The organism is Pandoraea thiooxydans (assembly GCF_001931675.1).
Lineage (GTDB): Bacteria > Pseudomonadota > Gammaproteobacteria > Burkholderiales > Burkholderiaceae > Pandoraea > Pandoraea thiooxydans.
The window spans coordinates 800258-826293 of record NZ_CP014839.1 but is presented as its reverse complement, the minus strand read 5'-3'; the positions used below and the strand labels follow the sequence as shown (position 1 = coordinate 826293).

At 63.9% G+C, this 26036-nt stretch carries 27 protein-coding genes, 1 other RNA gene and 1 riboswitch; of the genes, 8 read left to right on the top strand and 20 right to left on the bottom strand.

The annotated features are described in order from the left end of the window. The first annotated feature begins 28 nt into the window (after nucleotides 1–28). The 3 genes from cobU to PATSB16_RS03755 all read left to right on the top strand — a co-directional run bounded on the left by cobU (nucleotide 29) and on the right by PATSB16_RS03755 (nucleotide 2355). On the top strand, nucleotides 29–574 hold the full coding sequence (gene cobU / locus PATSB16_RS03765; RefSeq protein ID WP_047212703.1) for a bifunctional adenosylcobinamide kinase/adenosylcobinamide-phosphate guanylyltransferase: 546 nt from the start codon (nucleotides 29–31) through the stop codon (nucleotides 572–574). A 270-nt stretch (nucleotides 575–844) separates the two neighbouring features. Next, nucleotides 845–1069: a hypothetical protein gene (locus tag PATSB16_RS03760; protein WP_047212702.1), complete on the top strand. Its 225-nt coding sequence runs from the start codon at nucleotides 845–847 to the stop codon at nucleotides 1067–1069. Between the two features lie 356 nt (nucleotides 1070–1425). Continuing rightward, the gene (locus PATSB16_RS03755) at nucleotides 1426–2355 is read left to right on the top strand and encodes a cobalamin-binding protein (RefSeq protein ID WP_047212701.1); all 930 of its coding nucleotides are present in this window, start codon (nucleotides 1426–1428) and stop codon (nucleotides 2353–2355) included. An 18-nt stretch (nucleotides 2356–2373) separates the two neighbouring features. Here the strand turns inward: PATSB16_RS03755 and PATSB16_RS03750 are convergent, their stop codons facing one another. Genes PATSB16_RS03750 through PATSB16_RS03725 form a run of 6 tightly spaced genes read right to left on the bottom strand, consistent with a single transcriptional unit; the run spans nucleotide 2374 to nucleotide 8568 of the window. After that, the gene (locus tag PATSB16_RS03750) at nucleotides 2374–2967 is read right to left on the bottom strand and encodes a histidine phosphatase family protein (RefSeq protein WP_047212700.1); all 594 of its coding nucleotides are present in this window, start codon (nucleotides 2965–2967) and stop codon (nucleotides 2374–2376) included. Next, nucleotides 2958–3734 (bottom strand): adenosylcobinamide-GDP ribazoletransferase, encoded by a 777-nt coding sequence (locus PATSB16_RS03745; protein WP_047212699.1) that lies wholly within the window; start codon nucleotides 3732–3734, stop codon nucleotides 2958–2960. Before PATSB16_RS03745 ends, PATSB16_RS03750 begins: the two co-directional genes overlap by 10 nt. 10 nt (nucleotides 3735–3744) lie before the next feature. Then, on the bottom strand, nucleotides 3745–4809 hold the full coding sequence (cobT, locus tag PATSB16_RS03740; protein WP_156884591.1) for a nicotinate-nucleotide--dimethylbenzimidazole phosphoribosyltransferase: 1065 nt from the start codon (nucleotides 4807–4809) through the stop codon (nucleotides 3745–3747). 7 nt (nucleotides 4810–4816) lie between these two features. Then, nucleotides 4817–5674 carry an ABC transporter ATP-binding protein gene (locus tag PATSB16_RS03735; protein ID WP_047212697.1) on the bottom strand — a complete coding sequence of 286 codons (858 nt, stop codon included), beginning with the start codon at nucleotides 5672–5674 and terminating at the stop codon, nucleotides 4817–4819. Beyond that, complete coding sequence (locus tag PATSB16_RS03730) at nucleotides 5671–6666, bottom strand: FecCD family ABC transporter permease (protein ID WP_047212696.1); 996 nt, start codon at nucleotides 6664–6666, stop codon at nucleotides 5671–5673. Before PATSB16_RS03730 ends, PATSB16_RS03735 begins: the two co-directional genes overlap by 4 nt. Nucleotides 6667–6687: 21 nt before the next feature. Continuing rightward, nucleotides 6688–8568 (bottom strand): TonB-dependent receptor domain-containing protein, encoded by a 1881-nt coding sequence (locus PATSB16_RS03725; protein WP_047212695.1) that lies wholly within the window; start codon nucleotides 8566–8568, stop codon nucleotides 6688–6690. 163 nt (nucleotides 8569–8731) lie between these two features. Further along, nucleotides 8732–8961: riboswitch (cobalamin riboswitch) on the bottom strand. A gap of 141 nt (nucleotides 8962–9102) precedes the next feature. Here PATSB16_RS03725 and PATSB16_RS03720 point away from each other — a divergent pair. The 3 genes from PATSB16_RS03720 (at nucleotide 9103) to ssrS (ending at nucleotide 9950) form a co-directional block, all read left to right on the top strand. Beyond that, on the top strand, nucleotides 9103–9408 hold the full coding sequence (locus tag PATSB16_RS03720; protein WP_047212694.1) for a hypothetical protein: 306 nt from the start codon (nucleotides 9103–9105) through the stop codon (nucleotides 9406–9408). Next, complete coding sequence (locus tag PATSB16_RS03715) at nucleotides 9405–9716, top strand: cell division protein ZapA (protein WP_047212693.1); 312 nt, start codon at nucleotides 9405–9407, stop codon at nucleotides 9714–9716. The genes PATSB16_RS03720 and PATSB16_RS03715 overlap by 4 nt, the downstream gene beginning before the upstream one ends. Before the next feature lie 52 nt (nucleotides 9717–9768). Then, a non-coding RNA gene (gene ssrS / locus PATSB16_RS03710) (6S RNA) lies at nucleotides 9769–9950 on the top strand. Nucleotides 9951–10084: 134 nt separating this feature from the next. Here ssrS and PATSB16_RS03705 read toward each other — a convergent pair. Beyond that, complete coding sequence (locus PATSB16_RS03705) at nucleotides 10085–11002, bottom strand: ferritin-like domain-containing protein (RefSeq protein WP_156884589.1); 918 nt, start codon at nucleotides 11000–11002, stop codon at nucleotides 10085–10087. A gap of 213 nt (nucleotides 11003–11215) precedes the next feature. Between PATSB16_RS03705 and PATSB16_RS03700 the strand changes: the two genes are divergently transcribed. After that, the gene (locus PATSB16_RS03700) at nucleotides 11216–11680 is read left to right on the top strand and encodes an EVE domain-containing protein (protein ID WP_047212692.1); all 465 of its coding nucleotides are present in this window, start codon (nucleotides 11216–11218) and stop codon (nucleotides 11678–11680) included. Nucleotides 11681–11820: 140 nt separating this feature from the next. Next, nucleotides 11821–12519, top strand: coding sequence for an SIMPL domain-containing protein (locus PATSB16_RS03695; protein WP_047212691.1), 699 nt, complete (start codon nucleotides 11821–11823; stop codon nucleotides 12517–12519). 51 nt (nucleotides 12520–12570) lie between these two features. On the opposite strand, the gene PATSB16_RS03690 is transcribed toward PATSB16_RS03695, so the two are convergent. The 13 genes from PATSB16_RS03690 to PATSB16_RS03630 form a co-directional block, all read right to left on the bottom strand. Continuing rightward, nucleotides 12571–14121: a malonate--CoA ligase gene (locus PATSB16_RS03690; protein ID WP_237170290.1), complete on the bottom strand. Its 1551-nt coding sequence runs from the start codon at nucleotides 14119–14121 to the stop codon at nucleotides 12571–12573. A gap of 50 nt (nucleotides 14122–14171) precedes the next feature. After that, nucleotides 14172–14984, bottom strand: coding sequence for an enoyl-CoA hydratase/isomerase family protein (locus PATSB16_RS03685; RefSeq protein WP_083566654.1), 813 nt, complete (start codon nucleotides 14982–14984; stop codon nucleotides 14172–14174). A 155-nt stretch (nucleotides 14985–15139) separates the two neighbouring features. After that, nucleotides 15140–15634 carry an aconitase X swivel domain-containing protein gene (locus PATSB16_RS03680; RefSeq protein WP_047212689.1) on the bottom strand — a complete coding sequence of 165 codons (495 nt, stop codon included), beginning with the start codon at nucleotides 15632–15634 and terminating at the stop codon, nucleotides 15140–15142. Continuing rightward, nucleotides 15627–16886: an aconitase X gene (locus PATSB16_RS03675; RefSeq protein ID WP_047212688.1), complete on the bottom strand. Its 1260-nt coding sequence runs from the start codon at nucleotides 16884–16886 to the stop codon at nucleotides 15627–15629. Before PATSB16_RS03675 ends, PATSB16_RS03680 begins: the two co-directional genes overlap by 8 nt. A gap of 55 nt (nucleotides 16887–16941) precedes the next feature. Beyond that, nucleotides 16942–17844, bottom strand: coding sequence for a dihydrodipicolinate synthase family protein (locus tag PATSB16_RS03670; RefSeq protein WP_047212687.1), 903 nt, complete (start codon nucleotides 17842–17844; stop codon nucleotides 16942–16944). 45 nt (nucleotides 17845–17889) lie between these two features. Further along, nucleotides 17890–19122 carry a metal-dependent hydrolase family protein gene (locus PATSB16_RS03665; RefSeq protein WP_047212686.1) on the bottom strand — a complete coding sequence of 411 codons (1233 nt, stop codon included), beginning with the start codon at nucleotides 19120–19122 and terminating at the stop codon, nucleotides 17890–17892. Between the two features lie 99 nt (nucleotides 19123–19221). Beyond that, on the bottom strand, nucleotides 19222–20223 hold the full coding sequence (locus PATSB16_RS03660) for a 4-hydroxyproline epimerase (protein ID WP_047212685.1): 1002 nt from the start codon (nucleotides 20221–20223) through the stop codon (nucleotides 19222–19224). 1 nt (nucleotide 20224) lies between these two features. Then, complete coding sequence (locus tag PATSB16_RS03655; RefSeq protein WP_047212684.1) at nucleotides 20225–21475, bottom strand: NAD(P)/FAD-dependent oxidoreductase; 1251 nt, start codon at nucleotides 21473–21475, stop codon at nucleotides 20225–20227. A gap of 1 nt (nucleotide 21476) precedes the next feature. Continuing rightward, nucleotides 21477–22181 (bottom strand): ABC transporter ATP-binding protein, encoded by a 705-nt coding sequence (locus PATSB16_RS03650; RefSeq protein WP_047212683.1) that lies wholly within the window; start codon nucleotides 22179–22181, stop codon nucleotides 21477–21479. After that, complete coding sequence (locus PATSB16_RS03645; protein ID WP_047212682.1) at nucleotides 22178–22936, bottom strand: ABC transporter ATP-binding protein; 759 nt, start codon at nucleotides 22934–22936, stop codon at nucleotides 22178–22180. The genes PATSB16_RS03650 and PATSB16_RS03645 overlap by 4 nt, the downstream gene beginning before the upstream one ends. Next, nucleotides 22936–23820: a branched-chain amino acid ABC transporter permease gene (locus PATSB16_RS03640; protein ID WP_047212681.1), complete on the bottom strand. Its 885-nt coding sequence runs from the start codon at nucleotides 23818–23820 to the stop codon at nucleotides 22936–22938. The genes PATSB16_RS03645 and PATSB16_RS03640 overlap by 1 nt, the downstream gene beginning before the upstream one ends. After that, nucleotides 23820–24692 (bottom strand): branched-chain amino acid ABC transporter permease, encoded by an 873-nt coding sequence (locus tag PATSB16_RS03635; RefSeq protein WP_047212680.1) that lies wholly within the window; start codon nucleotides 24690–24692, stop codon nucleotides 23820–23822. Before PATSB16_RS03635 ends, PATSB16_RS03640 begins: the two co-directional genes overlap by 1 nt. Before the next feature lie 15 nt (nucleotides 24693–24707). Continuing rightward, nucleotides 24708–25928: an ABC transporter substrate-binding protein gene (locus PATSB16_RS03630; protein ID WP_047212679.1), complete on the bottom strand. Its 1221-nt coding sequence runs from the start codon at nucleotides 25926–25928 to the stop codon at nucleotides 24708–24710. Between the last annotated feature and the right edge of the window lie 108 nt (nucleotides 25929–26036).

The window sequence follows — 26036 nt, the reverse complement described above, 5'->3', positions numbered from 1 at the left end:
GTCCAGAGCCGCGCGACGCACAGACCGTATGCCCACTCCCGCACCGGACTCGCTGCTCGTGCTCGGCGGTGCCCGCTCCGGCAAAAGCGCTTACGCTGAACGGCTCGCGCGCGATAGCGGCCTGCCGGTCACTTATCTCGCTACCGCGCAGATAGCGGATGCCGAAATGGCCGAGCGCATCGCAGTGCATCGGACGCGACGCCCGGCGCACTGGCAACTGCGCGAAGTCGGCCGCGATCTGGCTGGTGCACTCGCCGAGGCAGCCCGGCCCGGGCACTGCGTGCTGGTCGACTGTCTCACGCTATGGGCCGCCGCCTGGCTCTGCCCACCCGACGCCGTCCCAGGCCCGCCGTCGGCATGGGCCGACGCCGTGAAGGCGCTCGACGAAGTACTGCGCGACACCCCCGGCAAAGTCATCCTGGTCAGCAATGAAATTGGCATGGGAGTAATTCCGATGGGCGCGATGACGAGGCAGTACGTCGACGAACTCGGCCGCCTCAATCAGCTTCTGGCCGCACGCTGCTCGCGGGTCTGCCTGATGGTGGCCGGCATTGCCATGCCGGTCAAGGGATAGGCGATACCGCTTTGCCACGAGGCCTCTGCGCGTTGGCCAGCTATCGCGCCGACTCGCATTCTTCACTTCATTCACGCAACCGGCACCGGACCGTCCCAGGGATGGGTCGGCATGCTACAGGCATGCCTGCTCCAAGCGGTGCGGGCGCAACACGCGCAGGCCACGTCGTTACAAATTGAATCATTTTTACAACAAAAACACACACTTGAGGCGCGGCACGGCGTTAAACTGAAAACGCTTTAGTGCGCAAACTAGGAGAAAGGTGAACAAATGAAAAAACTGACGTTGTTGATCGCTACGCTATTGACCACCGTTGTCGTTATCGCTGGCTGCCAGAAGAAGTCCGAGGAAAGCACGGCGCCGGCGTCCTCCGACACCACCACGCAGCAAGCAGCTCCGGCCACTGCGCCCAGTGGCAGCATGAATGGCGCGAGCGGCGCTGCAGCCAGCACCCCGAGCTCGGCGCCTGCCGCACCGGGCGGCGCTTCGCAGTAATCGTCCGGCCGCAAAAAACAAAACGCCCCGCGTGCGTCGCAGCACGCGGGGCGTTTTGTTTCAGGCGTTGTCGTGTCTATTTGCTATGAAACGTCACGCCGCCGTCGATCACGCCATACGCTGAAAAACTCGATCCGCCAGCCTCGCCGGCACCATGGTTCGCGCAAGCGCTCAACAGGCACGCCAACAATCCGCTCGCCAGCCAAATACCGATTCGCCGATACATCCGATTCCCCCTCGACACGCAGTAACGTGTTCGACACCGCCGGCCCCGCGCCGGTTCGTCTGCCCCAACCCGCCTGACAATCCGGCGCGTTTATCGCACAATAGCGGGCTTCTGCGCCAATCTGCCGTCCATGTCACCGACCTCCAATCGCCTGCTGCGAACGCTTGTCCTGCTTGCCTGCATCGCCGGCCCGCTAAGCTCACATACCGCGCGTGCAGCCATCTCCGTCACCGATGACAGCGGCGCGCGCGTGACCCTCGAGCATGCGGCACAACGCGTCGTGAGTCTGGCGCCCCACGCGACCGAACTGTTGTATGCGGCCGGCGGCGGCACACGCATCGTCGGCGCGGTGACCTACAGCGACTACCCGCCGCAAGCCCGGCAAATTCCTCGGGTGGGTGACAGCGGAGCGCTCGATCTCGAACGCATCGCCGCCCTCAAGCCCGACCTGCTGGTGGTGTGGTGGCACGGCAATGCGCAGCGCCAGCTCGACAAACTCAGGCAGCTCGGGATTCCGATGTTCTACAGCGAGCCCAGGCACGTGACGGATATCCCGGGCGAAATCGAGCGCCTTGGCCAACTGCTCGGCACGTCGGCCGAGGCCACACGCGCCGCCGACCAGTTCCGCAGCCGCTACAGCGCGCTGCAACGTGCGTATGCCACACGAGCGCCGGTCAGGGTGTTCTTTCAGGTCTGGCAGAACCCGTTGATGACAATCAACGGCTCGCAGATAGTCAGCGACGTCATACGATTGTGCGGCGGGCGCAATGTATTCGCCGATCTTAAACCGCTGGTTCCCATGGTGTCTACGGAGGCGGTGCTGGCAGCCGACCCGCAAGCGATGTTCACCGCGATGCCAGGCGCCACGCCCGCCGACAGGCCACTGGCCAATCTCGCGATGTGGCGCCGCTGGCCACAGTTAAGCGCCGTAGCCCACCACAATTTGTTCCCCATCGACGGCGATCTGATCGACCGGCCAGGCCCACGCGTCCTGCAAGGCGCGCAGATCATGTGTGACGACCTCGATCACGCCAGACAACGACTCGCCGCCGATCGGTAATGCACCGGCGTGCTGCGCTCACTCGCCCCAATGGATCAGTTCGGCCTGCTGAGCATGGCAGCGCAGCTGGCAAATGCCCCCGAACGGTAACAACCACCGCTGGCACGCCAGGATCGGTAAGCCCAGGCATTGGGCAGCCATCAGACGTATCGGCCCCAGGTGCGTGACGGCCACCAGCACGTCGCCGTCGGCTTGCGCGCGCCATGCCTGCACGCGCCGCGCCACATCGCATGCGGATTCGCCGCCCGGCGCCACGTAACGTTCCGGCGCCGCCGCCCAGGCGTCAATGTCTTTTCGGGCAATCGTGCTCCAGGGTTGCATTTCCCACGCGCCGAAATGCATTTCCGCGAGGCGCTCGTCATAGGCAAGCGGCAGCCCATGGCGAGCGGCGAGGCGCTCGGCCGCCAGCGCACACCGCTTGAGCGGGCTGCTTACAATGCGGCTCAGGGCGGGTGCCGCCGGGCCTGTCCGTGCGAATGCCTGATCGAGCCGCGTGCTCATGTCTGCGACGATCGCCTCGAACCGGGACGCGTCCGGACCAATATCGCTCTGGCCGTAGCACACACCGGCCGGCACGTCGGGGGGCGGATGGCGCAACAGGATCAGCTCCATGCGCACAGCACCAGATAGATTGCCAGTTCGAAAATCTGCTGCGCGAAACCAAGGCAATCGCCCGTATAGCCACCCAGGCGCCGCACGAACCAGCGACCAAGCCACCAGCGCAGCACCACCAGCACCGCCAGCGCGGCGAGCCCCGCCTGCCAGCGTGGCCACAGCAGCCACGGCAGGCCCGATAGCAAGGCCCAGCCCAATGCGCCATCGCCGAGCCGCTGCGCCACCGGCTTGGCTTTGCCTTCGGCGCGCACATAATCAAGCGTGCGCAGATAGCTGATTGCCACGCAGCGGCTGGCTGCGTGGCCGGCCACCAATGCCCATAGCAGGCCAGCCGAACCCAGGCGCAGTTGCACTTGTGCCAAGGTCTCCCATTTCAGCAGCAGCGCGATCGTCAGGCCGAGCGCGCCGAATGCGCCGATGCGCGAATCGTGCATGATCTCGAGCGTCTTCTCGCGCGTCATGCCCCCGCCGAAGGCGTCGCAACAATCGGCCAGACCGTCCTCGTGAAATCCCCCCGTGAGCATCAGCGTAGCGGCCATGCTCAGCAAAATGGCCACGCGCGGCGGCCAGGCAAGCGCCGCTGCGGCATAGACGGCGGCAGCGACTGCGCCCACCAGCACGCCAACCAATGGGAAATAGCGCGCCGCCGCGTTCAGTTGCTGCGGCGCGTAGCCGACCCAGGCCGGGATCGGCATGCGCGTGAAATAGCCCAGTGCAGTCAGCACATAGCGAAGCTCCTCGCGCATCCAGGCAAACGCTCGCATCGGTGCGGCCCTACGCCCGATCGCTTACGCCGGCGGCGTCGAACGTCGCCATTTCGCCCAGGAACGCCGCCGCCGCACGCACCAGCGGCAACGCGAGCGCGGCGCCAGTGCCCTCGCCGAGTCGCAGGTCGAGCGCCAGCAGTGGCCGCGCATGCAGGCGCTCGAGCATCGCGCGGTGCCCGGTTTCATCGGAGGCGTGAGAAAACACGCAATAATCGAGCACCGCCGGCGCAACCGCCTGCGCCACCAGCAACGCCGCGGTGGCAATGAAGCCGTCGACCAGAATCAACATGCGCGAGCGCGCCGCGGCCAGATAGGCGCCGGTCATCATGGCGATCTCGAAACCGCCGAACACCGCCAGCGTCTCGAGCGGATCTGCCGCCATCGGGTGGCGCACCAGCGCGCGCGCCAGAATTTCGCGCTTGCGCGCCAGGCCCGCATCGTCGAGCCCGGTGCCGCGACCGACACACACTTCCAGCGGCAAGCCGCACAAGCGTTGCATTAGGCATGCCGCCGACGACGTATTGGCGATCCCCATTTCGCCAAATCCTATGACGTTGGTGCCGTGACGCGCATGATGCTCGACCCGGGCCGCGCCGGCGGCCATTGCCTGAGCCAACTGAGCGCCGCTCATCGCCGGTCCGTCCAGGAAGCTGCGTGTGCCGAGAGCGATCGGCATATCGACAAGTTGGCGGTGACTCGGCAGCTCCGACGCAACACCGGCATTGACGACCTCCAGCATCATGTCATTGAGGCGGCAGAACGCATTGATGGCGGCCCCGCCGGCCAGGAAGTTGAGCACCATCTGGGCCGTCACCGCCTGCGGGTAGGGGCTCACGCCGGCGTGCGCGATGCCGTGATCGCCAGCGAAAACGATCATCGCGGGCCGCCGCACTACCGGCGCCACGCTTTGCTGTATCAGGCCGAGTTGCAGCGCGACCCGCTCCAGTTGTCCAAGACTGCCGGGCGGTTTGGTTTTGCGGTCGATCGCCAGTTGCAATTCCGGCTGCAGCGCGCGCTCGAGCGGGTCGATCGTCGGGATGGAAAAGTCGAATGGCATAGCGGGAGTCGTCATGGGGGCCTCAAGGTTCAACACCGGGTTGTGCACGGATATCCTGCCGAACGGATGCCTGTTCGTCGCCCACCGCGGGAATCAGCGCCTCGTGGGGACCGTCGCGCAGCAATATCAACGGATAGCCAAATGCTTCGCTGCAATGGGCCGGCGACAGAATCTCACGGGCCGGGCCGGCGCGCCAGCCGCCGCGGCCATCGAGCAGCAACGCGTGCGTGGCGAAGCGCCGGCCGAGATTCAGATCGTGGCAGGAAAACAGCACCGGCCCGCCCGTCCGGGCGACGTGCCGCGCCAGGATTTGCAGACACTCGATCTGATGGTGCAGGTCCAGATGCGCCACTGGCTCATCGAGCATCATCACGGGCGTCTGCTGCGCCAGCAGCGCGGCGAGCCTGACCCGTTGGCGCTCGCCGCCCGACAGCGTGGTGATGTCTCGTCCGGCCAGCGGCAGGAGCGCCAATGCCTGCAACGCCGCCTGCGCGTGTGCGACATCGGCGGCACTCTCCCAGGTGCCCCAGCGGCCCTGCACCAGATAGGGATGACGGCCAGCCAGCACGGTCTCCAACACCGTCACGCCAAATGCGTCGTGCGCCTGCTGCGGCATAAAGGCGCGCTGCCGGGCCAGCGCTTCGGGCCGCCACCGGGATAGCGGCCGGCCGGCCAGCGACACTTCGCCCGTCTCGCCTGCCTGGCGGCGACGCAAGCCCGCCAAGGTATGAAGCAGCGTCGTTTTGCCCGCGCCATTGGGACCGGCCACGCACCATATCTGGCCTGCCCCGCAAGTCATATTCAAATCGCTTATCAGGGTCCGTTCGTCGGCCCGCAGGCACAAGGCGAGCGTGATCAGAGGGGCATCAGCCGCTGTCATCGCCCCCGCCTGCGCAGCAGCAGCCACAGGAACACCGGCACGCCCACCAGTGCGGTGATGATGCCAACCGGCAATTGCGCTGGCGCGATCACCGTGCGAGCGGCCAGGTCGGCCGCCATCAGCAGCGTGCCGCCGCCAAGTACGGCGGCCGGCAGCAGCATGCGCTGGTCGTTGCCGAACGCCAGGCGCAGCATGTGCGGAATCACGAGGCCGACAAACCCGATCGCGCCAGCCGTGGTGACAGCCACCGCAGTCGCCAGCGACGCCACCAGGTAAATGCGCAGCCGCAGCGGCGCCACCGCCACCCCAACTGACTGCGCCACCGTCTCGCCGCGCAGCAGCGCGTTGAGACGATGCGCCGACGGGTAGCTCACCAGCAGCAACAGCGCCAGGACCGCGACCGCCGGCCAGCCGTGGCTCGCACCATTCAGATCGCCGGTGAGCCAGAACAGCATGCCGCGCAATCCGGCGTCAGGCGCCAGCGTCAAAATCAAGGCGGCCGCCGCCCCCCAGCCAGTCGCCAGCACCACGCCGGTGAGCAACAACCGCGGGCTGCCGTCGATGGAATCGGCCCGCAGGAAGTCTTGCCGCGCCAGGGCCATCACCAGCGAGATCGCCAATAATGCGCCCACGAATGCGCTGGCCTGTACCCAGATCGCCGGCAATGCCAAGAGCAGCGCCAACAGTGCGAACACGCCCGCGCCACCCGAGACGCCGAGCACATACGGGTCGGCCAGCGGATTGCGCAGCAGCACCTGCATCAGCGCGCCGGCCAGCGCCAGCAACCCGCCACAGGCAAAAGCCGACAACGCGCGCGGCAGGCGCAGGTCGAGCACCACGCCGCCGGCCAACCCGTCGACGCGCCCGCGCAGCAGGTCGAGCAGCGCACCGGCCGGCACCCGCACGCTGCCGAGCATGAGCGATGCGGCCAGCGCCAGCGCAGCGGCCAGCGCCAGCACGCACCAGATGAGCGCAGCGCGGCGCAGCGTCATGACGCTGCGCCCGGCGCGCGCCTAGCGAGGATGCCAGCCAAGCGTGACATAGGCAGCGCGTCCGGTCGTGTTGTAACTGTATGCAAGCTCGTAAGCCTTGTTGAAAACGTTGTCCAGACGCGCGGCGACGTACCAGGATTTGTTGATGTCGTATCGCGCGCTCAGATTGACGATACCGTAGCCGCCCAGCGTGTACGGCGTGGCACCGTCGAGTCGCCTGGAGCTGACCAGCCATTCGGCGCCCCAGCGCACGCCACCGATTTTGCGCGCCAGCGAAACACGAGCGAAGCGCCGGGCGCGGCGTGGCAGCAGCGTGTCGTTGGCATTATCCACCGGACTTTGCAGCGTGGCGTTCAAATTTACATCGACGCCAGCCAGATTCCCCATGTAGATCGTCTCGACGCCCTTGACTTCGGCGCTGTCGATATTCCCCGCGAGGTAGCCGTTCTGCGCATCGGCGTTGATCAGGTCGCTGTACCGCGTGCGGAACACATTGACGCGCACGGTGCCGAGCGCTGAACTATGCTGTACGCCGAACTCCAGCGAATGTGCGCGCTCGGGCAGCAAATTCGCGTTGCCGTAGCCCGGGTAATAGAGCTCGTTGAAGGTCGGCGCGCGAAATGCGTCGCTCAGGCTGGCCAGCAGCTTCCACTGCGGCGTCAGAGAGAAGCCGTACCCGGCATAGTAGGAATTGGCGCCGCCGAAGTCCGAATACACGTCACGCCGCACGTTCAACTGCAACTGGTTCCGGCCGAATTTTCCCAGGTAGCCGGCGAACACGGAATCGACACGTCGCGTGGTAGCGGCATATGCAGTAGACGCGCTGACGTCCTGATTCTGATGCTCATAGCCAGCTTGCAGCGACTGGTTGGCACTCAGCGCGAAATCGTTCTGCCAGTCGAACTGTCGCGTGCGGGTGTGGAAGTCGCCGTTGGCCTGTGCGTTCAAATAGGAGGCATTGTCGTCGTTGCCTTGCGACACGGTCGCCCGGGTGCTCCACCACTTGGTCAGATGGCCCTTCGCATAGGCCGACAGCAGGCGCACGCGCGTGTCGGTCTCGTTGATGTCGGTCGGCAATCCGTAGGCGTTGTCGAAACTGACCGTGCCGTCGGTCTGGAACCAGTTGGCACCGACTTCCCAGTCCGCGTTCAGGCGATGCGACAATTGCGCCGAGAAGCTGCGGTTCTCATACCCGTTGTCGTTCGGATTCGCGCCTTGCCCGGGGGCCGGATTGACGATCGCGCCCTGCGCGGGATCGATCGCCGAAAAGCCACGGGTCTTGTAAGTCGACGCGTTCAGGCTGAATTGCGTCTTGCCCGCCTTGTCCAGTGCACCGCTCAAGCCGATCTGGGCGCGGCGCGTATCGTAGGAGCCATAACTCAGCTCGGCGCTCGCGCGCGGCCGGTGGTAGCCGCCATGCTTGGTGAAAATCTGAATCACGCCGCCAATTGCCTGCGAGCCATACAGTGCCGAGACATTGCCGCGCACGATTTCGATATGGTCGATCTGGCTGGCGGGAATCTGGTCGATCTCGGTCAGGCCGGTCGTGGCAGAACTCACCGGCACGCCGTCGATCAGAACCAGCACCTGGCTCGAGTTGGCGCCGCGCATGAAAATGCTCGCCTGCGACCCGGGGCCGCCGGTCTGGACCATCTCGATGCCAGCCACGCTGCGCAACAGTTCGGGCAGGTCGGCCGCCTGGCTATCCTGAATCTGCCGATGAGAAATGACCGTTGTGCTGGCAAGCGTGTCACTCAGTTTTTGTGCGGTGCGTGAAGCCGTCACCACGGTGGGATCGAGCGCTGCAACCGGCTCGGCAGTCTGGGCGTTGGCAACGCCGGCAAAGAGCGCCGGCAGACCGGCCAGCGCGAAGAGCGCGGCCGCATTGGCGTGAAGACGCATTGGAGTAATGATTTTCCGTGACAGAGGCAATGCCTCCGGCCTGCTCCCCCGCAAGCCGGTGGCAAACAGGGAATGTCACGCGCGCGGCGCTGATCGCGCAGCCGCAGGCTCCGGCTTATGACGGCACGGTCACCCGACTGGTGCGAAGCCCTCCGCTCGCGCCATTCCCCGACTCGCTTCGGCCGGTATCCGGGCTGGCAACCGCAGCACACCCGCCTTCCCGCGATCGCAGTGGCGCTTGAGTGACTGGTCTCCGGCGCATGCCAGAGAAGGTTGCTTACCGTTGCGGGGGCAGCACAGGTTGGCCCGATCCGAGCGGACACGGCTCCCTGTTTCCCGTTTAACTGCGCGGGCAAAAAGCCCAGCGCGAGCACCAAAGCGCTGCAAGTTTAGGCGCGCTTGCCGTTCACGTCAATTCGACCGCCGCCGGGCAAGAATCACGATCGGCGCATAAATGAAGTTTTGTTACAGCTTCTTACTGGAAAGCCCTATGATTCCGTTAGAATGTAGGCCATTCACGAGGATGCAGCCCCTATGCTTACCGAACTCGAACGACTGACTGAGAGAATCGAACAATTGGTGTCGATCAGCCACCGCTTTCATCAACACAACCAGGCGCTGCAAAGTGAGCTCGAACGGGTGCGCCACGAACACGAACAAGTGCTGGCCAATACCGAGCAACTGCGGCATGAGCGCGATCAGTTGCGTCTGCAGCGCGATCAGCTCGCCGCCAAAATCGATGAAGCCCAGGTGCGGCTCAACGCCATCCTGGAAAAACTCCCGCACAATAGCCCCGCCGAAGGTCAACTCGACCTGCTGCAGGGAGGTGAGAACGTATGAGCACCAAACAGATCGAAGTGGCCATTGCCGGCCAGTCCTATCGGCTTGCTTGTCAGCCGGAACTCGAGAACGATCTGCGCGCCGCCGTCGCCAAGGTCGACGAGGAAATGAGCAAGTTGCGCGCGCAAAGCAGCGTGCGCGGCACCGACCGTATCGCCGTGATGGCGGCGCTGAGCTTGGCATCGGAATTGCTTAATCTACAAAAGAGCGTGAACGCTGGACAAGCGTTTCCCGCCGAAGAAATCCAGCGTACAATTGAACACATGAATGAAAGGCTGGATCAGGTCATCGACCAGTATCAAGCCTGATAAAAGCAGGTGCGGCAAGGTTGCAAAGCCGCTTCTTGCGTGGCATGATTGTTTCTCCCTGCCTGGTTCGCGAAGGTCGTAAATTCCTTGAACCAATGATCGGATGCAGGTTGCGGAAGTTTGTTGCACAAGCGTGAGCGTCACTCTGTCTGATGAGCCCAATGTGCTACTAACCGCGACCACCTTGAACCTTACGGTTCAGGATGCCGGCCTAGCGGCTAAGGTGGGGACCTATCTCAACGGCACTGCAATCTTTCGTTTGCAGTGCCGTTTCTCATTGGGGCGCGATTGCGCACGGTGCTGGCGTCGCAAAAAAGCCGGCTTGCGAATCTTCGCAAGCCGGCTTTTTTACTTACATCACCAGCGGGCTAGGCGTCGCTGCCCGCAAGCTGCGGATACTGCCGCTTGACCATGAACGACAGCAGCGCGCGGGTCGGCTTGTCACGCCACCAGACCCCCGTTTCCAGCGGCTTGAACATCATCCGGGTCGCAGCCTCGACCGGCATGCGTCGCTTCATCATATCGCCAGACACATCCAGGAACTCCTGCCACGTCATTTCTTTGAACGGCTTCGGCCCTCGCCAGAAAGCAGCGTCACTCAAGGGCTCGAAAGCAATGGAGATGTCCTCGTCGCGCACCATTTCGCTGCGCTTGACTATCGTATGCAACCGGCGAATCACGCCGTGGCGCTCGGCCGCGTTGTAACGGTCGAAGGTTTTGCGGAAATAACGGTAGTGCCCAACCTCCTCGCTGCTGAGCTTGCGCATCATCGCCTTGAGCTCGGGATCCGTCATCTCGGCTTCGAGACAGCGGTAGATCATCGCAGTTTCGGTTTCGATGACGCAGCGCGACAGTGCTTCGAGGGCCAGCGACGGGCGCATGTATTCGACGTCGCAAAGCGGCTTGTAGCGTACCAGAAACGCTTCGTAAGCCGGTTGCCAGTCGAACTCGGGCCACGTCCTTGCGATATAGGTTCGCGCCAGTCGGCCATGCTCGATCTCCTCTCGCAGCCACGTCTCGCGCAGCCAATCCCGCATTTCAGGATCGTCCGCGTACATGACGTTCAAGGTCGAGACAAACTCCGGAACGCTGCTTTCGACGAACGACAACGTTGCCAGAGCATAGAAGGTAAATGCATCGGTTCTTACGGTCGGCTCTGCTGACATGGAAATCTCCCAGGACTGGTTATCACATGTATGCTCGTGCGGGGCCGGTGCTGCCAGGCGACGATGTAAAACACCGATGCCGATGAGACGGTCGACCGGTGGGATTACACCGCGCAGCATCGCCAAAATCGTTTTGCGGCAACCTCATTTATAGGATAGTCAAAAAACCCAAGCCCTTCTTCGACGGCTTTACTCCCTATGCACCAAGCATAATAAAACTTCGAGTTTTGTGCAGTGCGGAGGTTCAGAGAATAAATCGAACCGGGCCTCCAAAGCGGCAAAGCCCTCACTCCCCTACAATGTGGTATGCGACACGCCAAGGAGTCCTGACGCATGAAATATTGGCTGATGAAATCCGAACCCGAAGAAGCCAGCATCGACGATCTGGCCAACGCCCCCCGTCAGACGCTGGCCTGGACCGGCGTACGCAACTATCAGGCGCGCAATTTCATGCGCGACGGCATGCAAATCGGCGACGGCGTGCTGTTCTACCATTCCAGCTGCGCGGTACCCGGCATTGCCGGCATCGCGGAAGTGGCCTCGACGCCTTATCCGGATCCGACGCAATTCGACCCGGCCAGTCCTTACCACGATCCGAAAGCCTCCCGGGAAGCGCCGCGCTGGGTGCTCGTCGACGTCAAGCTGGTGCGCAAGACTCCCCTGCTGCCGCTGAGCGAATTGCGTGACATTCCTGAATTAGCGTCGTTACAAATACTTGCCAAAGGTAACCGTCTGTCGGTTACTCCCGTCGCACCTGAACACTGGGAGTTCATCACGACCCGCCTGCTGCCGGCTTGATCTCGATCATGGTCGAGCAGAACTTATGCGCACGGCCGCCCTCCTAAGGCAGGCCGGCCGTTTGCTGCACCGGCTCGATCGCGGCCGGCAGCGCGCGCGCCACCGTCTTTGCCGCTAGTCCCATCCCCAGGAGTCAAAACATGAAACGATACGCAACCGCCGCCGCCCTCCTGCTGGCTCTCGGCAGCCTGTCGGCACAAGCCAGGGCTGCCGACGCGGCCCCCTCGGGCGTGCTCTCGCTGGACGCGCAAGCCAACACCGAAGTGCCGCAGGACACCGTGCAAATCACCCTGTTTGCCGAGCAGCAAGGCAGCGACCCGGCCGCCGTGTCAGCCGCGCTGAACCAGAAGGCGACCCAGGCGCTCAAGCGAACCAAGGCGCAGACCGACGTCAGTGTGCAGACCGGCAATGTTTCTCTCGACCCGACCAGCGACCGCAACGGACGGATTTCGTCGTGGCGCGGGCGCACCGAACTGTTGCTCAAGTCGCGCGACTTCGCCGCCGCCTCACGGCTGGCCGGACAACTGAGCGACGCAATGCAGGTGGGGAGCGTGTCGTTCTCGCTGTCGCGCGAGGCACAGCGAGCCGCCGAAAGCAAGCTGACCGCTCAGGCGATCTCCGCATTCAAGGAACAGGCTCAGGCCAACAGCCGCGCCTTCGGCTATTCGGGCTATACGATTCGTGAAGTGCGTGTCGGCTATAGCACGCCGATCGTGCCGCATCCGTTCATGATGAATGCAATGGCCGCTGACAAGGCAGCCGCGCCCAGCGTGCCGCTCGAAGGCGGCAAGGCGCAAGTGACGGTGAATGTCTCAGGCTCGGTACAGATGGTGCACTGAGCGGCGGCGGGCGCCGTCTTCCATGCGATGGCACGGGTGACGGCGCCGGTATCAGGCAGGTGCGGCCGAAAAGCGCTCGCGCAACACGTTCTTCTGCACCTTGCCCATCGTATTGCGCGGCAGCTCCGCGACGAAATGCACCTGCTTGGGCACCTTGAAATTGGCGATGCGCCCCTTGAGCGTACTGATCACGCTGCCCGCGTCGAGCGAAGCGCCGTCCCGAGGCACCACCACCGCAACCACGGCTTCGCCGAAATCGGGATGCGGCACACCGACCACCGCGGATTCCGACACACCCGGCAGCTCGTCGATCACCCCTTCGATTTCCTTCGGATACACGTTGAAACCGCCCGAGATGATCAGATCCTTGGAGCGCCCGACGATGCTCACGTAACCGCCGCGGTCGACCTTGCCAACGTCGCCGGTCTTGAAAAATCCGTCGCCGGTGAATTCCTCGCGGGTCTTTTCCGGCATACGCCAGTAGCCTGCGAACACGTTCGGACCCTTGACCTGCAAGTGGCCGATCTCGTCCGGCCCGCATAGGCGGCCCGCATCGTCGACAACGCGCAGCGTCACGCCCGGCAGCGGCAACCCGACGGTGCCGCCGCGCCGCACCGAACCGGCGTCGCCATCATACGGATTCGACGTCAGCATGACCGTCTCCGACATGCCGTAGCGCTCCAGAATCGTATGCCCGGTGCGTTGCTGAAACGACTCGAAGGTCTCCTTCAACAAAGGCGCCGAGCCGGAAATGAACAGCCGCATCGCCCGGCACGTCTCCCGCGTGAAGCCGTCCTCGGCCAACAGGCGCACATAGTAAGTCGGCACGCCCATGAAGACCGTGGCCCGCGGCAGCTGCCGGATCACCTCGCGCGCATCGAACTTCGACAGCCAGATCATTTTGCTGCCCGACAGCAGCGCGCCATGACTGGCGACAAACAAGCCATGCACATGGAAAATCGGCAACGCGTGCAATAGCACGTCGCTGCCTGGCGGGCGCCTGCTCCAGCCCCAATAGTCATGCAGCACTTGCGCGTTGGACGCCAGGTTGCCATGCGAGAGCATCGCCCCCTTGCTGCGCCCGGTGGTCCCGGACGTATACAGGATCGCTGCCAGCTCGTCGGCGGCGCGCGGCACGATCTCGCAGGCATCGCTGTGCGCGGCGGCACGCTCCAGTAACGTACCGCTGCGATCGTCGTTGAGCGTGAATACGCTGTGAGCGCCGCTCTTGAAAGCGATCTTCGAAACCCAGCCGAAATTCTGCGCGGTGCACACCACGACCGCAGGTTCCGCATTACCGACGAAATATTCGATCTCCGCGGCACGGTATGCCGTATTCAGGGGCAAATACACCAGCCCGGCGCGCAGTGTCGCCAGGTAAAGGAATAACGCCTCGGGTGACTTCTCCACTTGCACTGCCACTCTCGAACCTGCAGGCAGATCAAGGCTGAGCAGCAAATTGGCGATTCGCGCGGTGGCACGTTCGAGATCGTCCCAACTGTAGTAAAGCCCGTCCTGGGTTTCAATGCAGCAAGCGCTGCGATCGGCCGGAAAACGGCTGCTCAGCAGCGCGTAAAGATTGGCGTTTGGCGTCGTCATCATGTATTCAACAAGTGAAAAATCCTGGCAGGGCAGTCGCTCCGCGGTCGGCATCAGTGCCCGCGAAAGTTCGGCACGCGCTTTTCTAGAAAAGCGGCCACCCCCTCGCGATGGTCATGCGAATCCCAATAGGCAAATGCGGCGACCCATTCACTTTCAGTCAACGGCTCCGCTTGCGGCGTCATGCGCCGGATCAGCATTTTATTGATGCGGGCCGCCAGCGGTGCACCCGCCGCGATGCGCCGAGCTGCGGCGTAAGCCTCGGCGGCGGCGTCGCGCTCGTGCGTGACGCGTGTCAGCAGGCCCTTTTCCCTGGCCTCATGCGCACCGAAAATCCGCCCCTCCAGCAGCAACTCCAGGGCAACCGCACGCCCCACCAGGCCAAGCACGCCGCGCAACTCGCCGGGCGCCATCGAAAAGCCCAATTGATTGATTGGAATGCCGAACCGGCTGGCTTCGCCGGCAATTCGCAAATCGCAATGCGCGGCGATCTCCAGCCCGCCGCCCACGCATACCCCTTCGATCAGGGCCACGGTCGGGTGACGGCAGCCCGCCAGCGCATCGAGTGCCGGGGCGATAATGTCATTGTGGTAATGCCGCAGTGCGGCTTCGGTGCCCCGCTCGACAGGAAACTCCTCGATATCGGCGCCCGCCGCGAAATGGCCGTCCGCGCCACGCACGACGATCGCGCGCACCTCATCGTCGGCCGCCAGTTGGGAGACGCACGCATGCAACTCACGCCACATTCTGACCGACAGCGCGTTGAGCTTGCCTGGATGGCTCAACACGATCGTGGCAACGCCCTCGCCAGCATGGGCGGCAACTCGATCGATCGTCACACAGCCGCCCGCCGTGGTGGGTTCCATAGTCTCCTCTATCAGCATGGTTTGCCGAATTATCGTCCAACGATCGAGGGTGTCAATAGCCCAGGGCTGGCAAGCCAACGATTGACGTTGTTGGGCAAAAACGCTGGCCAGTCTTCGCGCTTTCAGACGCGCATGACACTGGGTCTGGCAGGCGATTAGCCTGCCGGATCGCCCGATGTCGACCCGCTGGGGTCGCCGGCTTCGCCAGGAGCGGACTCGAGCGTCGCCACCCCATTCGGTCGCGCGCAGATGAAGATACGGCCGGCGGCGCCGGCCAGCGCGTCGAATACGGGCGGACTTACCGTCACGAGCGGGCAGACGGTGCCATACAGTTCGCTCGCGACGATGGCGCCGAGCGCAACGATCAGATCGGGGCTCAGCATTACGATGCCGGCCGGGGCAGTGCCATTGCGAATTGCCTCGGCCAGCACGCTGCTGCTCGAACTCGACCCCTTTGTGGCCGGCAACAGCACGACCTTGCCGGTCAGCGAGAAGCCGGCTTGCGGATGCTTCGTTTCAACGATCACGCCGCTGGTTGCATCGAAACCGCCCCAAAAGCTCAACGGAGCCCCCAGCGCCACAATGAGGCCGCTGGCGTGACCGGCGACCACAGTCGTGGCCGGGTGGCAATGGGCAGTCGCCTCAAGCATCGCCCACCACCTTGCCCGCATACGCCGACCGAATGCACTCGGCCATACTGCCGAACGCGACCCGCACGCCGATATTGCCCGGCGCGTAGTACGCCCACTTCGCCGAGTTGGTCATCATCAGGCCAGTGGCCTGCCGCATCACCGGCGTCAGGTAGGTGCAGGTGTCGACAACGATTTGTACCCCCATGGCCTGCAAGCACGCGGTGCGTCCGGCTTGCTCGAGCTCCCAAAGGATGAAGCGGCTGGTATTGACATAGATGTCGGCTTTCGGCCGCCCGGATTGCGCCGCCAGCAAATGCTCGAGTTGCGCGAATTCGCTCAGCGAGAAATGCGGTGTGCCTAAACACACCGCCGCAAGCGGCTCGCCCGGCTGCGCGCCATTCAGGCGGCGGCGCTCGACCTCGAGCGCCGCCGCTTCGATACGGTGCACGTCGGATGCCGGCGCGCCGCCCAGCGCGGCCTCCAAAGTGGGCGCCTCGGGGGTCAGTCCGACCGCGTGGAACAACGCCACGGCTCCGGAGGACGCTGCCGCGGCGCCGAGCGCCTTGAGTTCGTCTTCGCTGGTATCGGCGGGCAGACCGACGATCACCGGCACGCGCGCGCCGGTGCGTGCTCCGACGTACAGTCCAAGCGTCGCAAAGAAAATATCGCGTCGGTCGGCATTGCCACGACACGCTGGCGCCTCAAACACCGTCTGCCCCACACGCTGCGCGTCGACATGCAGTCCGGCATAGGGTGCCCGCCCGGTGATCGCGGCGCATAGGTCAATAAAGTCGCCATAGCGGTTGGTGCGCGCGCCCAGCACCGAGTTGGCGAACACGATCGCGTTCGACTCGGCCCAGGCAATGTGTGCGCCGAACGCAGGCCGCTGCGCACGCTGGTATGGCGCGCAGGTGAAGGTCGCCTCGCAGCCTAGCGCCAGATGGGCCCGCATCAGTTGCCGCGCGGCCTCGCCGGTCGCCGGGTCGCCACGATACAACTCGGGGTGGATCAAGTCGAGCGAGCCGACGTTGAGCGTGGTCGGCACGGCTACGCGTGCGCCGCCGTCGACCAAGCGCTCGACGAAATCCAGGCTTGCCGCCCCATGGTACAGGCAGCCATCGATGTGCGCCCCCACGATATCGATCAGATATGGCGCTTGCATCACGCGTGCCGCGCGCACGAGAATCCGCATCGCCAGCGCCAGAGCTGGGCCGTGGGTGCCAGCCAGCATCTCGCGATCGCGCTCGCTCAGCGCGGGAGCGTCGTTCATCGCCCGGCATCCTCAGGGGCGTCTTCGCGGAGCATTTGCATGGCGTTCGTGCTCGTTACAGTGACAATGTCTGCAGCGTTTGAATCGTCTTGTTGATGATCGCCAGAGTGCGCTCACGCTCCTCCCCGATCAGCGGCAGGCGAGGCGCCCGAACCGTCTCGGCGAAGCCCGCCGTTACGTGCTCGGCGAGCTTGATGTACTGCACCAGCTTGACGTGGGTATCCAGATGATACAGATCGATCAGCGCCCGGTATAGCTCACGCGCCGCCGGAAAATCGCCCTGCTTGGCCAGGTCGAACAGCTTCACCGATTCCACAGGCAATGCGTTGGCCATGCCCGAGACCCAGCCACTGACGCCCAGCGCGATGCTCTCGAGCACCAGGTCGTCGACGCCGCAGAACACCGTAAAGCGATCGCCGAAACGGCCGTAGATGTCGGTCACCCGGGTCGTGTCATAAGTCTCTTCCTTGATGCAGACCAGCGTCGGCTCCTCAGCCAACTCGGCCAGCAGCGCCGGCGTCAGGTCGACTCCATAGCCACGGGGATTGTTGTACATCATGATCGGCAGCCCTGATGCCCTGGCCACGCTGCGGTAGAACGCGACCGTCTCGCGCGCGTCTGATTTATACGTCAGTGCAGGAAACAGCATCAGACCGCTCACCCCAATCTGTTCAGCATCTCGCGCGAACAACATTGCGTTTGCGGTATTGGTCTCGGCGACGCCCGCAACCACCGGCACGCGACCAGCGACCGTCTGCACCGCGATACGCAAGACGGTGCGCTTCTCATCCGGTGTCAGCGATGCGTTCTCGCCCACCATGCCCATCATGACCACCCCGCCGACGCCGCTGGCGATCAAGCGTTCCAACCCTGTGCGGATCGCCTCCGGATCGAGCGTTTCATCCACCTTCAGTTTCGTCGTAATTGCGGGAAATACACCTTGCCAGTCGATTTTCATATGCGCTCCTGGGCAGCTTGACGCCACCGATTAAAAACATGCAGCTCACTCGCCGAAAACAATCTCGCCATCCTTGATAACGTAATCAATGCGCTCACCTTGTCCGGTCAGCACCGACAGATCTGCCAGCGGGTCACCGTCAACCACCAGCAGATCGGCATGGGCGCCTTCAGCAACTACACCCAGCTTGCCCGGCATCTTGACGATCTCGGCCCCGATCGCGGTGGCCTGGCAGATCACTTCGAACGGATCGAGCACCTGCGCACGCAGCAGCAGTTCGTCGCTCTGAAAGCGGTGCATCTCTCCCAGCAAATCGGAACCAATGCCCATCTTGACGCCGTTGCGTCTGAAGACGTCGAGCGAATTCATGCCCTGCAGCCTCACGTCGTCAATCTTCGCCACGGACCCGGGGCCGATGCCATATTGCGCGCCGACCTTGTGCAGGGCGTCGTAGGTCACCAGCGTCGGCACGGCGTATGCGCCGCAGCGCGCCATCGATTGCGCCGCGTCGTCGTCGATCAGGTTGCCGTGCTCGATGGTGCGCACCCCCAACTCGACCACGCGCTTGATCGCCTGCGGAGTGTAGGCATGGCCCATCACGTAGGTTTGATGGGAAGCCGCCTCTTCGACGATGGCACGCACTTCATCGACCGAATACTGCAAGTTGGCGATCGGGTCGGTTGGCGAGGCGACACCGCCTGAGGCCATGATCTTGATCTGATTGGCCCCGGCACGCATTTCCTCGCGCACCGCGCGGCGCACATTGTCGACACCGTCCACCACTCGCGCAATCGCGCCCGCATTACGGTTGCACGCGCAAGGGTCTGGGTCTCGATCATTGAAGCGATCGCGGAAGTCGCCGTGTCCGCCAGTTTGCGAAAGAGCTTTGCCGGAAATGAACAGGCGCGGCCCTTTGATCAAACCATCCGAGATAGCGCGCGCCAGCGCGTAGTCGGCGCCGCCGGCATCGCGTACGGTGGTGAAGCCGCGCCGCAGCATCGCTTCGAGAATCGGCACCGCACGCAGCGTGGCGAATACATTCGGCAATTGCGCGTTACTGCCCAGATTAGCCACCGATGCCACCACATGAACATGACAATCGACCATCCCCGGCATCACCGTGCGCCCGCCCACGTCGATCGTGTGCGCATGCGTGCCGCCCGCGTAGTCGCCCTGGCGCACTTCGCGGATTATTCCCTGCTCGATTACCACGCTGTAACGGCCATCGTCGTCACGGTGATTCACATCCAATACCCGGGCATTCTTAAGAATCAGCATCATTCCTCGCTTGAGCCACATGGACTCGACTGGTTGTTACCGGAGGCGTTCGCCCGCGTAGTCGCGTGCGCCACAAATCTTTCTCCTGTCTGGATCCGGTCAGTTCAGCAGAAAGCCCTGCCACAGCGGATCGCGCCGATCGACGAAGATCGTGTTCAAGCCCGTCACCCTGGCCCATCCTTCAATGCTCGGCACGACACCCGGTAGCCCGCCGACCTCCTGGGCACGTTCGGCGACCCCGGTAAAGCAAGTTCCGATAATGCTTTCATGCACGAAAGGCATGCCCAACCCGATATCGCCGCGCGCCACCAGTTGTGCCAGGCGCGCCGAGGTGCCGGTGCCGCATGGCGACCGGTCGATCGCCTTATCGCCATAGAACACTGCATTGCGTGCCTGCGCCTGCGGCGTGGTGGGCGCGCCGGTCCACATGACGTGCGACAGGCCGCGAATGGCCGGATGCTCGGGGTGCTGGAACTCGTACTTTTCGTTCGCCAGTCGGCGCAGTTGCGGACTCAGCCGCTGAATGTCGGCCGGACGCAATGTGTCGAGCCCGGCATAGTTCGGCTGCGGCTCGACGATCGCATAGAAGTTGCCGCCATAAGCGACGTCGAAGCGTATCTCGCCCAAACCATCCAGCACCACCGACAAACCTGTGCTGTGCACGAACGCAGGCACGTTGATCAATCGCACCGACGCGACATGGCGGCCGTCCATCCGGTAATGCGCCTCGACCGGGCCAGCCGGTGTGTCGAGCCGCACCACGCCGGGCTCGCGAGGGCTGATCAGGCCATGTTCGATGGCTGCCGTAACTGTGCCGATCGTGCCGTGTCCGCACATCGGCAAGCAACCGCTGACTTCAATGAACAGAATGCCCAGATCGCAGTCGGCTCGCGTCGCCGGATACAAGATCGAACCCGACATCACGTCGTGCCCGCGCGGCTCGAACATTAGCGACTTGCGCACCCAATCGTGCTCAGCCTCGAAATGCGCACGCCGCTCCAGCATCGTGGCGCCAGCCAGTGTCGGCGCGCCGCCGACGACGACCCGTACCGGGTTGCCACAGGTGTGGCCGTCGATGCAAAAGAATGTGTGAGAATCCATCTCAGCAAGACCTCTGAAAACGTTGGATCGAATACGGTTCGAGCGCAATCGCGGGCCGGCGGCCCGCCAGCAATGCGCCGACCAGCACGCCAGTGGTCGCGGCCTGGGTCAATCCAAGGTGACCGTGGCCGAACGCGTACAGCACGCCACGCGCATGCACCGATGGACCGATGACCGGCAGCGAATCGGGCGTGGCCGGCCGATGTCCCATCCATGGCACGGCATCGCGCTCGTCGAGTTCAGTAATGAAGCGACGGCCCAATGCCAGCAGCGCCATGCTGCGGCGATAGTTCGGCGGCGCACTGAGACCGGCGAACTCCGCCGCGCCGCCAATGCGCATGCCGATCGCCAGCGGCGTGGCGACGAATTTCCGCTCGGCGAAAATGACCTCGCGAGTCAGCCGGCTCGCCGCATGGGGCAATGTCGTGTTGTAGCCGCGTTCGCTCTCAAGCAGCACGCGATCGCCGGCCTGGGCAGCAAACGCGCCCGACCAAGCGCCAGCGGCAATCAGCACACGGTTGCCCGCGTGTCGAGTGCCGTCCTGTAAGACGCAAGCGGGGTTGGCAGGGTCGCCCAGATCGAGCCTCTCGGCCTGGCCTTGGATCAATTGCGCGCCATCGCTCGCCACGCGCGCGCGCAACCCATCGACGAGCTCGGCCGGGTCGGCGAAGTGCGCCCAGTCTTCCAACATCACCGCGCGCTGGAATACCGGCGCGAGCCCCGGCTCGAGCTCTCGCAGCTCGTTTTTCTCAACCGGCCGCCAGCGCACGCCCAACGCGCGCTTGAGCGCCCATTCGGCGGCGTCGGCCGTGTAGGCGGCCTCGCTCTCATATACTGTTAGCGCGCCGCGTTGAATGAGCCGGGCGCGAATCCCAAGCTCGTCGGTTAGCGGCAACAAGTCGTCATACACGCGCTGATTGAGCGCCGCCAGCGCGTTGGCGATATGGCGCAGTCGTTCCGGCCGCGCTGCTTGCGCGAACGCACGCAGCCATGGCAGCAACGACGGCAAATGCGACCACCGCAGGCTTAGCGGCCCAAGCGGATCCATCAGCCAGCGACACGCCTTGAACCACATGCCGGGCACGGCCGCGGGCGTCGATTCACTCACTGCGATACCGCTTGCGTTGCCGCGCGACGCGCACGAACCCGCGAAGTCACGTTCGATCAGCGTCACCTGCCACCCCTCGCGCTGTGCGGCGCGGGCGCTAGCCAAGCCGATCAAACCGGCGCCAACGATCACCAGGCGCGGCATGTCAGTGGCGCCCGATGAAAAGGTCGGCCGCTGCCGGGTCGTTCAAGAGCGCCTGGGCGTCACCCTGCATCGCTACGCTCCCCTGATCGATGATGTAGCCGCGCTGGCTGATGGCGAGCGACTGGCGCGCACGCTGCTCGACCATCAACACGGCGGTGCCGGCCGCCGGCAGCTTCACCACATAGGCGAAGATCTCGTCGACCAGCGCTGGCGAGAGTGCCGCGGTGGGCTCGTCGAGCAACATCATGCGCGGCGCGCGCATCAGCGCACGCGCGAAGGCGAGTTGCTGGCGCTCGCCGCCGGATAGTGCGCCAGCACGCCGCTTGCGGTGACGGGCCAGCGCTGGAAACATTTCGTACATCGATTCGGCGCGCCGCTTCGCGTCGCGTACGCCCTGCATTACCAACAAATTGTCGTGCACGCTCAAGCTCGCGAACACGTTGGCCACCTGCGGTACATAGCCGATGCCGGCATCGAGCCGCGCCTGCACACGCGCATGCGTGATGTCGCGCTGCTCGAATCGCACCGCGCCGCGCACGTGCGGCAACAGTCCCATGGCCGCCTTGATGATGGTCGATTTGCCGGCGCCGTTGGTGCCGGCGATGGTGACGATTTCGCCTGGCAGCACATGCAGATCCACTCCTTTCAGAATATCGACCTCGTCATAGCCGCCCGCCACGCCGGCAATTTCAAATACTGGATTCACGCCGCCCCTCCGATATAGGCCGCCCGCACGGCGGGCTCATTGAGCACGGTCTGCGGCGTGCCATGGGCAATCAACCGGCCGCGATCCATCACGTATAGGTCGTCGACCAAACGATTGAGCGCCTCGAGGTTGTGCTCGATGATCAGAAAACCGATGCCCTGCGTGTTGAGTTCGCGAATGCGCGTTGATATCTCGTCGATCAGCACCGGGTTGACGCCCGCATAGGGTTCGTCGAGCAAAATGAATTTCGGCTCGGTCATCAGCACGCGGCCCAGTTCGAGCAACTTCTTCTGCCCGCTCGACAGACCGCCGGCATGCTGGTCGGCAACCTTCGTCAACTTCAGAAACTCGAGCGTGCGCTCGACACGCTCGGCGATGGCCCGCTCGGCCATGCGCACGGCGCTCGGCGCGAACAGCAGCTTGAGCATGCTCTCGCCGGGTTGGTGCCGTGCGGCGACCTGGAGGTTTTCGCGCACGGACAGATGCTTGAATTCGCGCGGCACCTGAAACGTGCGGCCAACACCGGTGCGCGCTCGCTCGACGGGCGACAGATGTTCGAGCATGGTGCCGGCGAACGAGATCCGGCCGGCATTGGGACGGATGAACCCGCTGAGCACCGCGAACAGCGTACTCTTGCCGGCCCCGTTGGGGCCGATCATGCCGTGCAGGCCCGCGACGCTGACCTCCATCGAAACGTCGTCCAGCACGGTGAAGTCGCCATAGCGCAACACCAGACCGTGAGTGCTAAGTTGCATCAACGCGCCCTCCGTCCGAACAGGCCCTCGGGACGCCAGCGCATGAACAGAATCAGTACCAGACCCACCGCGCCGATCTGCACACTGGCCATCGCTTCGGCGGAGATCCCCGGCAGCACGCCGCGCAGGAAGCGCGAACCCTCAAGAAAGGCTACCAGCAATACGGCGCCGGCAACCGAGCCGGAAAGCCGCCCGACGCCTCCCATGATCACGGCCATCCAGACATAAAACGTCACCACCGGCACGAATTGGTCCGGCACGATGTACGTCATGTACGATGCGAAGAACGCGCCCGCCAGACCCGCCACTGCGCCACCGGTGACCAGCACCTGGGTCTTCAGGCGAGCCGGATCCTTGCCCAGCGCAGTGACGGCGACCTCGTCGTCCCGAATCGCCTGAATCAGCCGCCCGTAGGGGCTTTGCGTCAAATAGCGCAGGAACAGCACGACGCCGATGTTGGACACGGCCAGCACGACCAGTAGAAACACCTGACTCTGCCAGGTGCTCCAGCTTGGCCACAGCTGCGGTACGCCCGGGATGCCCTGCACACCGTTGGTCAGCCATTGCTCCTGGACCAGCACCAACCGGATGATCTCGGCGAAGCCGAGCGTGACGATTGCCAGGTAGTCGTCACGCAAGCGCAGCGCGACTTTGCCAAGCGGCCACGCAATCAGCCCGGCCACTACCATGGCGGCCGGATACGATAACCACGCCGGCCAACCAGCCCTCATCGTCAGGATCGTCGAGGTGTAGGCACCGACACCGAAGAACCCCGCGATACCGAAATTAATCAGTCCCGTGAAGCCATATTGCAAATTGAGTGCCAGCGCGAGCAGCACATAGATGAGCATCACGACGCTCAAGGTCAATGCATAGTCGAGCATCAGCGCACCCCCTGAACGCGGTTGAATAACCCCTGCGGACGGACCAACAGCACCAGCAACATGAACACATAGGCCAGCGCGATCTTGTAGACGAAGCCGACCACCGGCGTCGAAAGCTCCTGCAACACGCCGAGCAGCACCGCGCCAACCACCGCGCCGAGCGGATTTCCCAGACCGCCGACCACCGCCGCGGCAAACGCCGGCAGCAGCGTATCCCAGCCGACGTCGGGTGAGACCACCGTGCGCATGCCCACCATGGTGCCGGCGATGCCGCACACGGCGCCCGTCACCGCCCACATGGTCAACATCGCGCTTTCGGTGCGGATGCCCGAGACACGCGCCAGGTCGGGATCGTCGGCCAGCGCTCGCATCATGCGGCCCATCGGCGAGGCATACAGCAGCAGGAACACGGCGGCCAGCACCCCGAGCGTCACGGCAGCCAGCGAGGCATCGGTCGGATTCAGCATGACTCCATGCCAGCGCACCGCACGCTGCAGCGGCATGTCAAAGGTCCGCTGGGTATGTCCGAACGCCACACCCAGCACCGCGCGGATGAAGAAGCCGACACCAATCGACGTCAGTAACGTGGTGATCACCGAGCGCCGAATTACCGGTTTGAACGCCAACTGATACGCCAGCACCGACACTGCCGCACCGGCCGCTGCGCCGGCGATGCCGGCCATCGCCAGCGAACCACTCGCCTGGTAGGCGAACAGCCCGGCGAAGGCACCGGCCGTGGCAACGTCACCGGTTGCCGCATTGGGAAAGCGTGCCAGCCCGTAGACCAGCGACACGGCCAGCGCCGGCAACGCCACCAGCAACCCTGCGACCAGTCCGTTGATCGCCAGGTTGACTACGTCCGCGAAAGTCATGCGCGCCGCTCCGGGTCAGATCTTGACGATATACTTGCGCACGAACTCCCCGTGCTCGGCAAACGATGCCGAGAAGTCGGGTGTGACGTCGTTGTACTTGTCGAAATCCAACCGGCTCGACGCGCCGATGTAGCTCACCCGTTTGCCTGCGGCGATCAGCTTCTTGCCTTCGGCGAAGCGGCTGATTTCAGTGCCACCCGAATTGCCAATCTCATGGATCTTCGCCGCCAACGCCTCACCGCTGGCGTTCGGCCCCACCGCCTGCACGGCCAGTCCCAGCAAGATCACTTCGTCGTAGGCCATGGTCGCGTACACGTTGTCCTGCGCATGCAACCCGGTTTTCTTGAAAAAGCGCTCGACAAAGCTTTTATAGGTCGGTGCCCCCTCATTGCTGATCGATTCGACCGAGATGATGCCGTCGGTAACCTTCGGGCCCAGCGCCTTGATCAGCGGGGGGCCGCCGGCCCAACCCGGAATGATCCAGTGCACCGGTTGCCCGGTTTCGTACCAAGCCCGCAGCAACAACGTCGTGTCTGCCAGATAGGAGCCAGTAACGATCACGTCGGGATTGGCACGCAATATCTGCGCGACTTCCGAACGGTAGGTCGGTTGGTTGGGCTCATAGACCACATTGGCAACCACCTTGCCGCCCATCGCCTCCCATGCCTTGCGAAAGCCTTCGGTGTTGCCGATGCCGGAGGCGTTATTGAATGCCATCGTAGCCGGGCGCTTGAAGCCTTGGCGCTTGGCGATTTGCGCGAAGGCGCGGCCGAAGCGCTCGTTGGTTGCCTGAAAGCGGAAACTGAGATGCTTGGCATTGGCCGGCGGCACGCTCAGCGCAGGCGCGCCGGCGGTGTTCATCAGGATCATATTGGCTTCGTTTGTGATCGGAATCACCGCGAGCGATTCTCCCGAGCTCCACACACCCAGCATCGCCTTGACCTTGTCGACGCCGATCAACTTCTTGGCGCCAAGCACGGCGGCCTGCGGACTGGTCTGCGAATCCTCGGCATAGACTTCGAACTTCATGCCGCCCGCGCCACCATCGTCGTTGATCTCCGCGGCGCCAAACTGGATTGCCTTGAGCATGCCGGTGCCGTATGGTGAGCCGGAGCCGGTGATCGGGTTGAGCGAACCGATCCGGTAAACTCCCTGCTGCTGGGCCCAAGCCGGCATTCCCCACTGCCCGGCGGCAAGCGCCACGCCACCCAAAGTTACGAACTTACGACGGTCCATTGCGACTCCTTGAAGTTGATGCAGCGGCATTGCGCTGCCCGGCCTACCGCACCGGTCATCACAGATTCAGCCAAACACGCGCGGGAACGGCAGCAGCACAGGATTGGA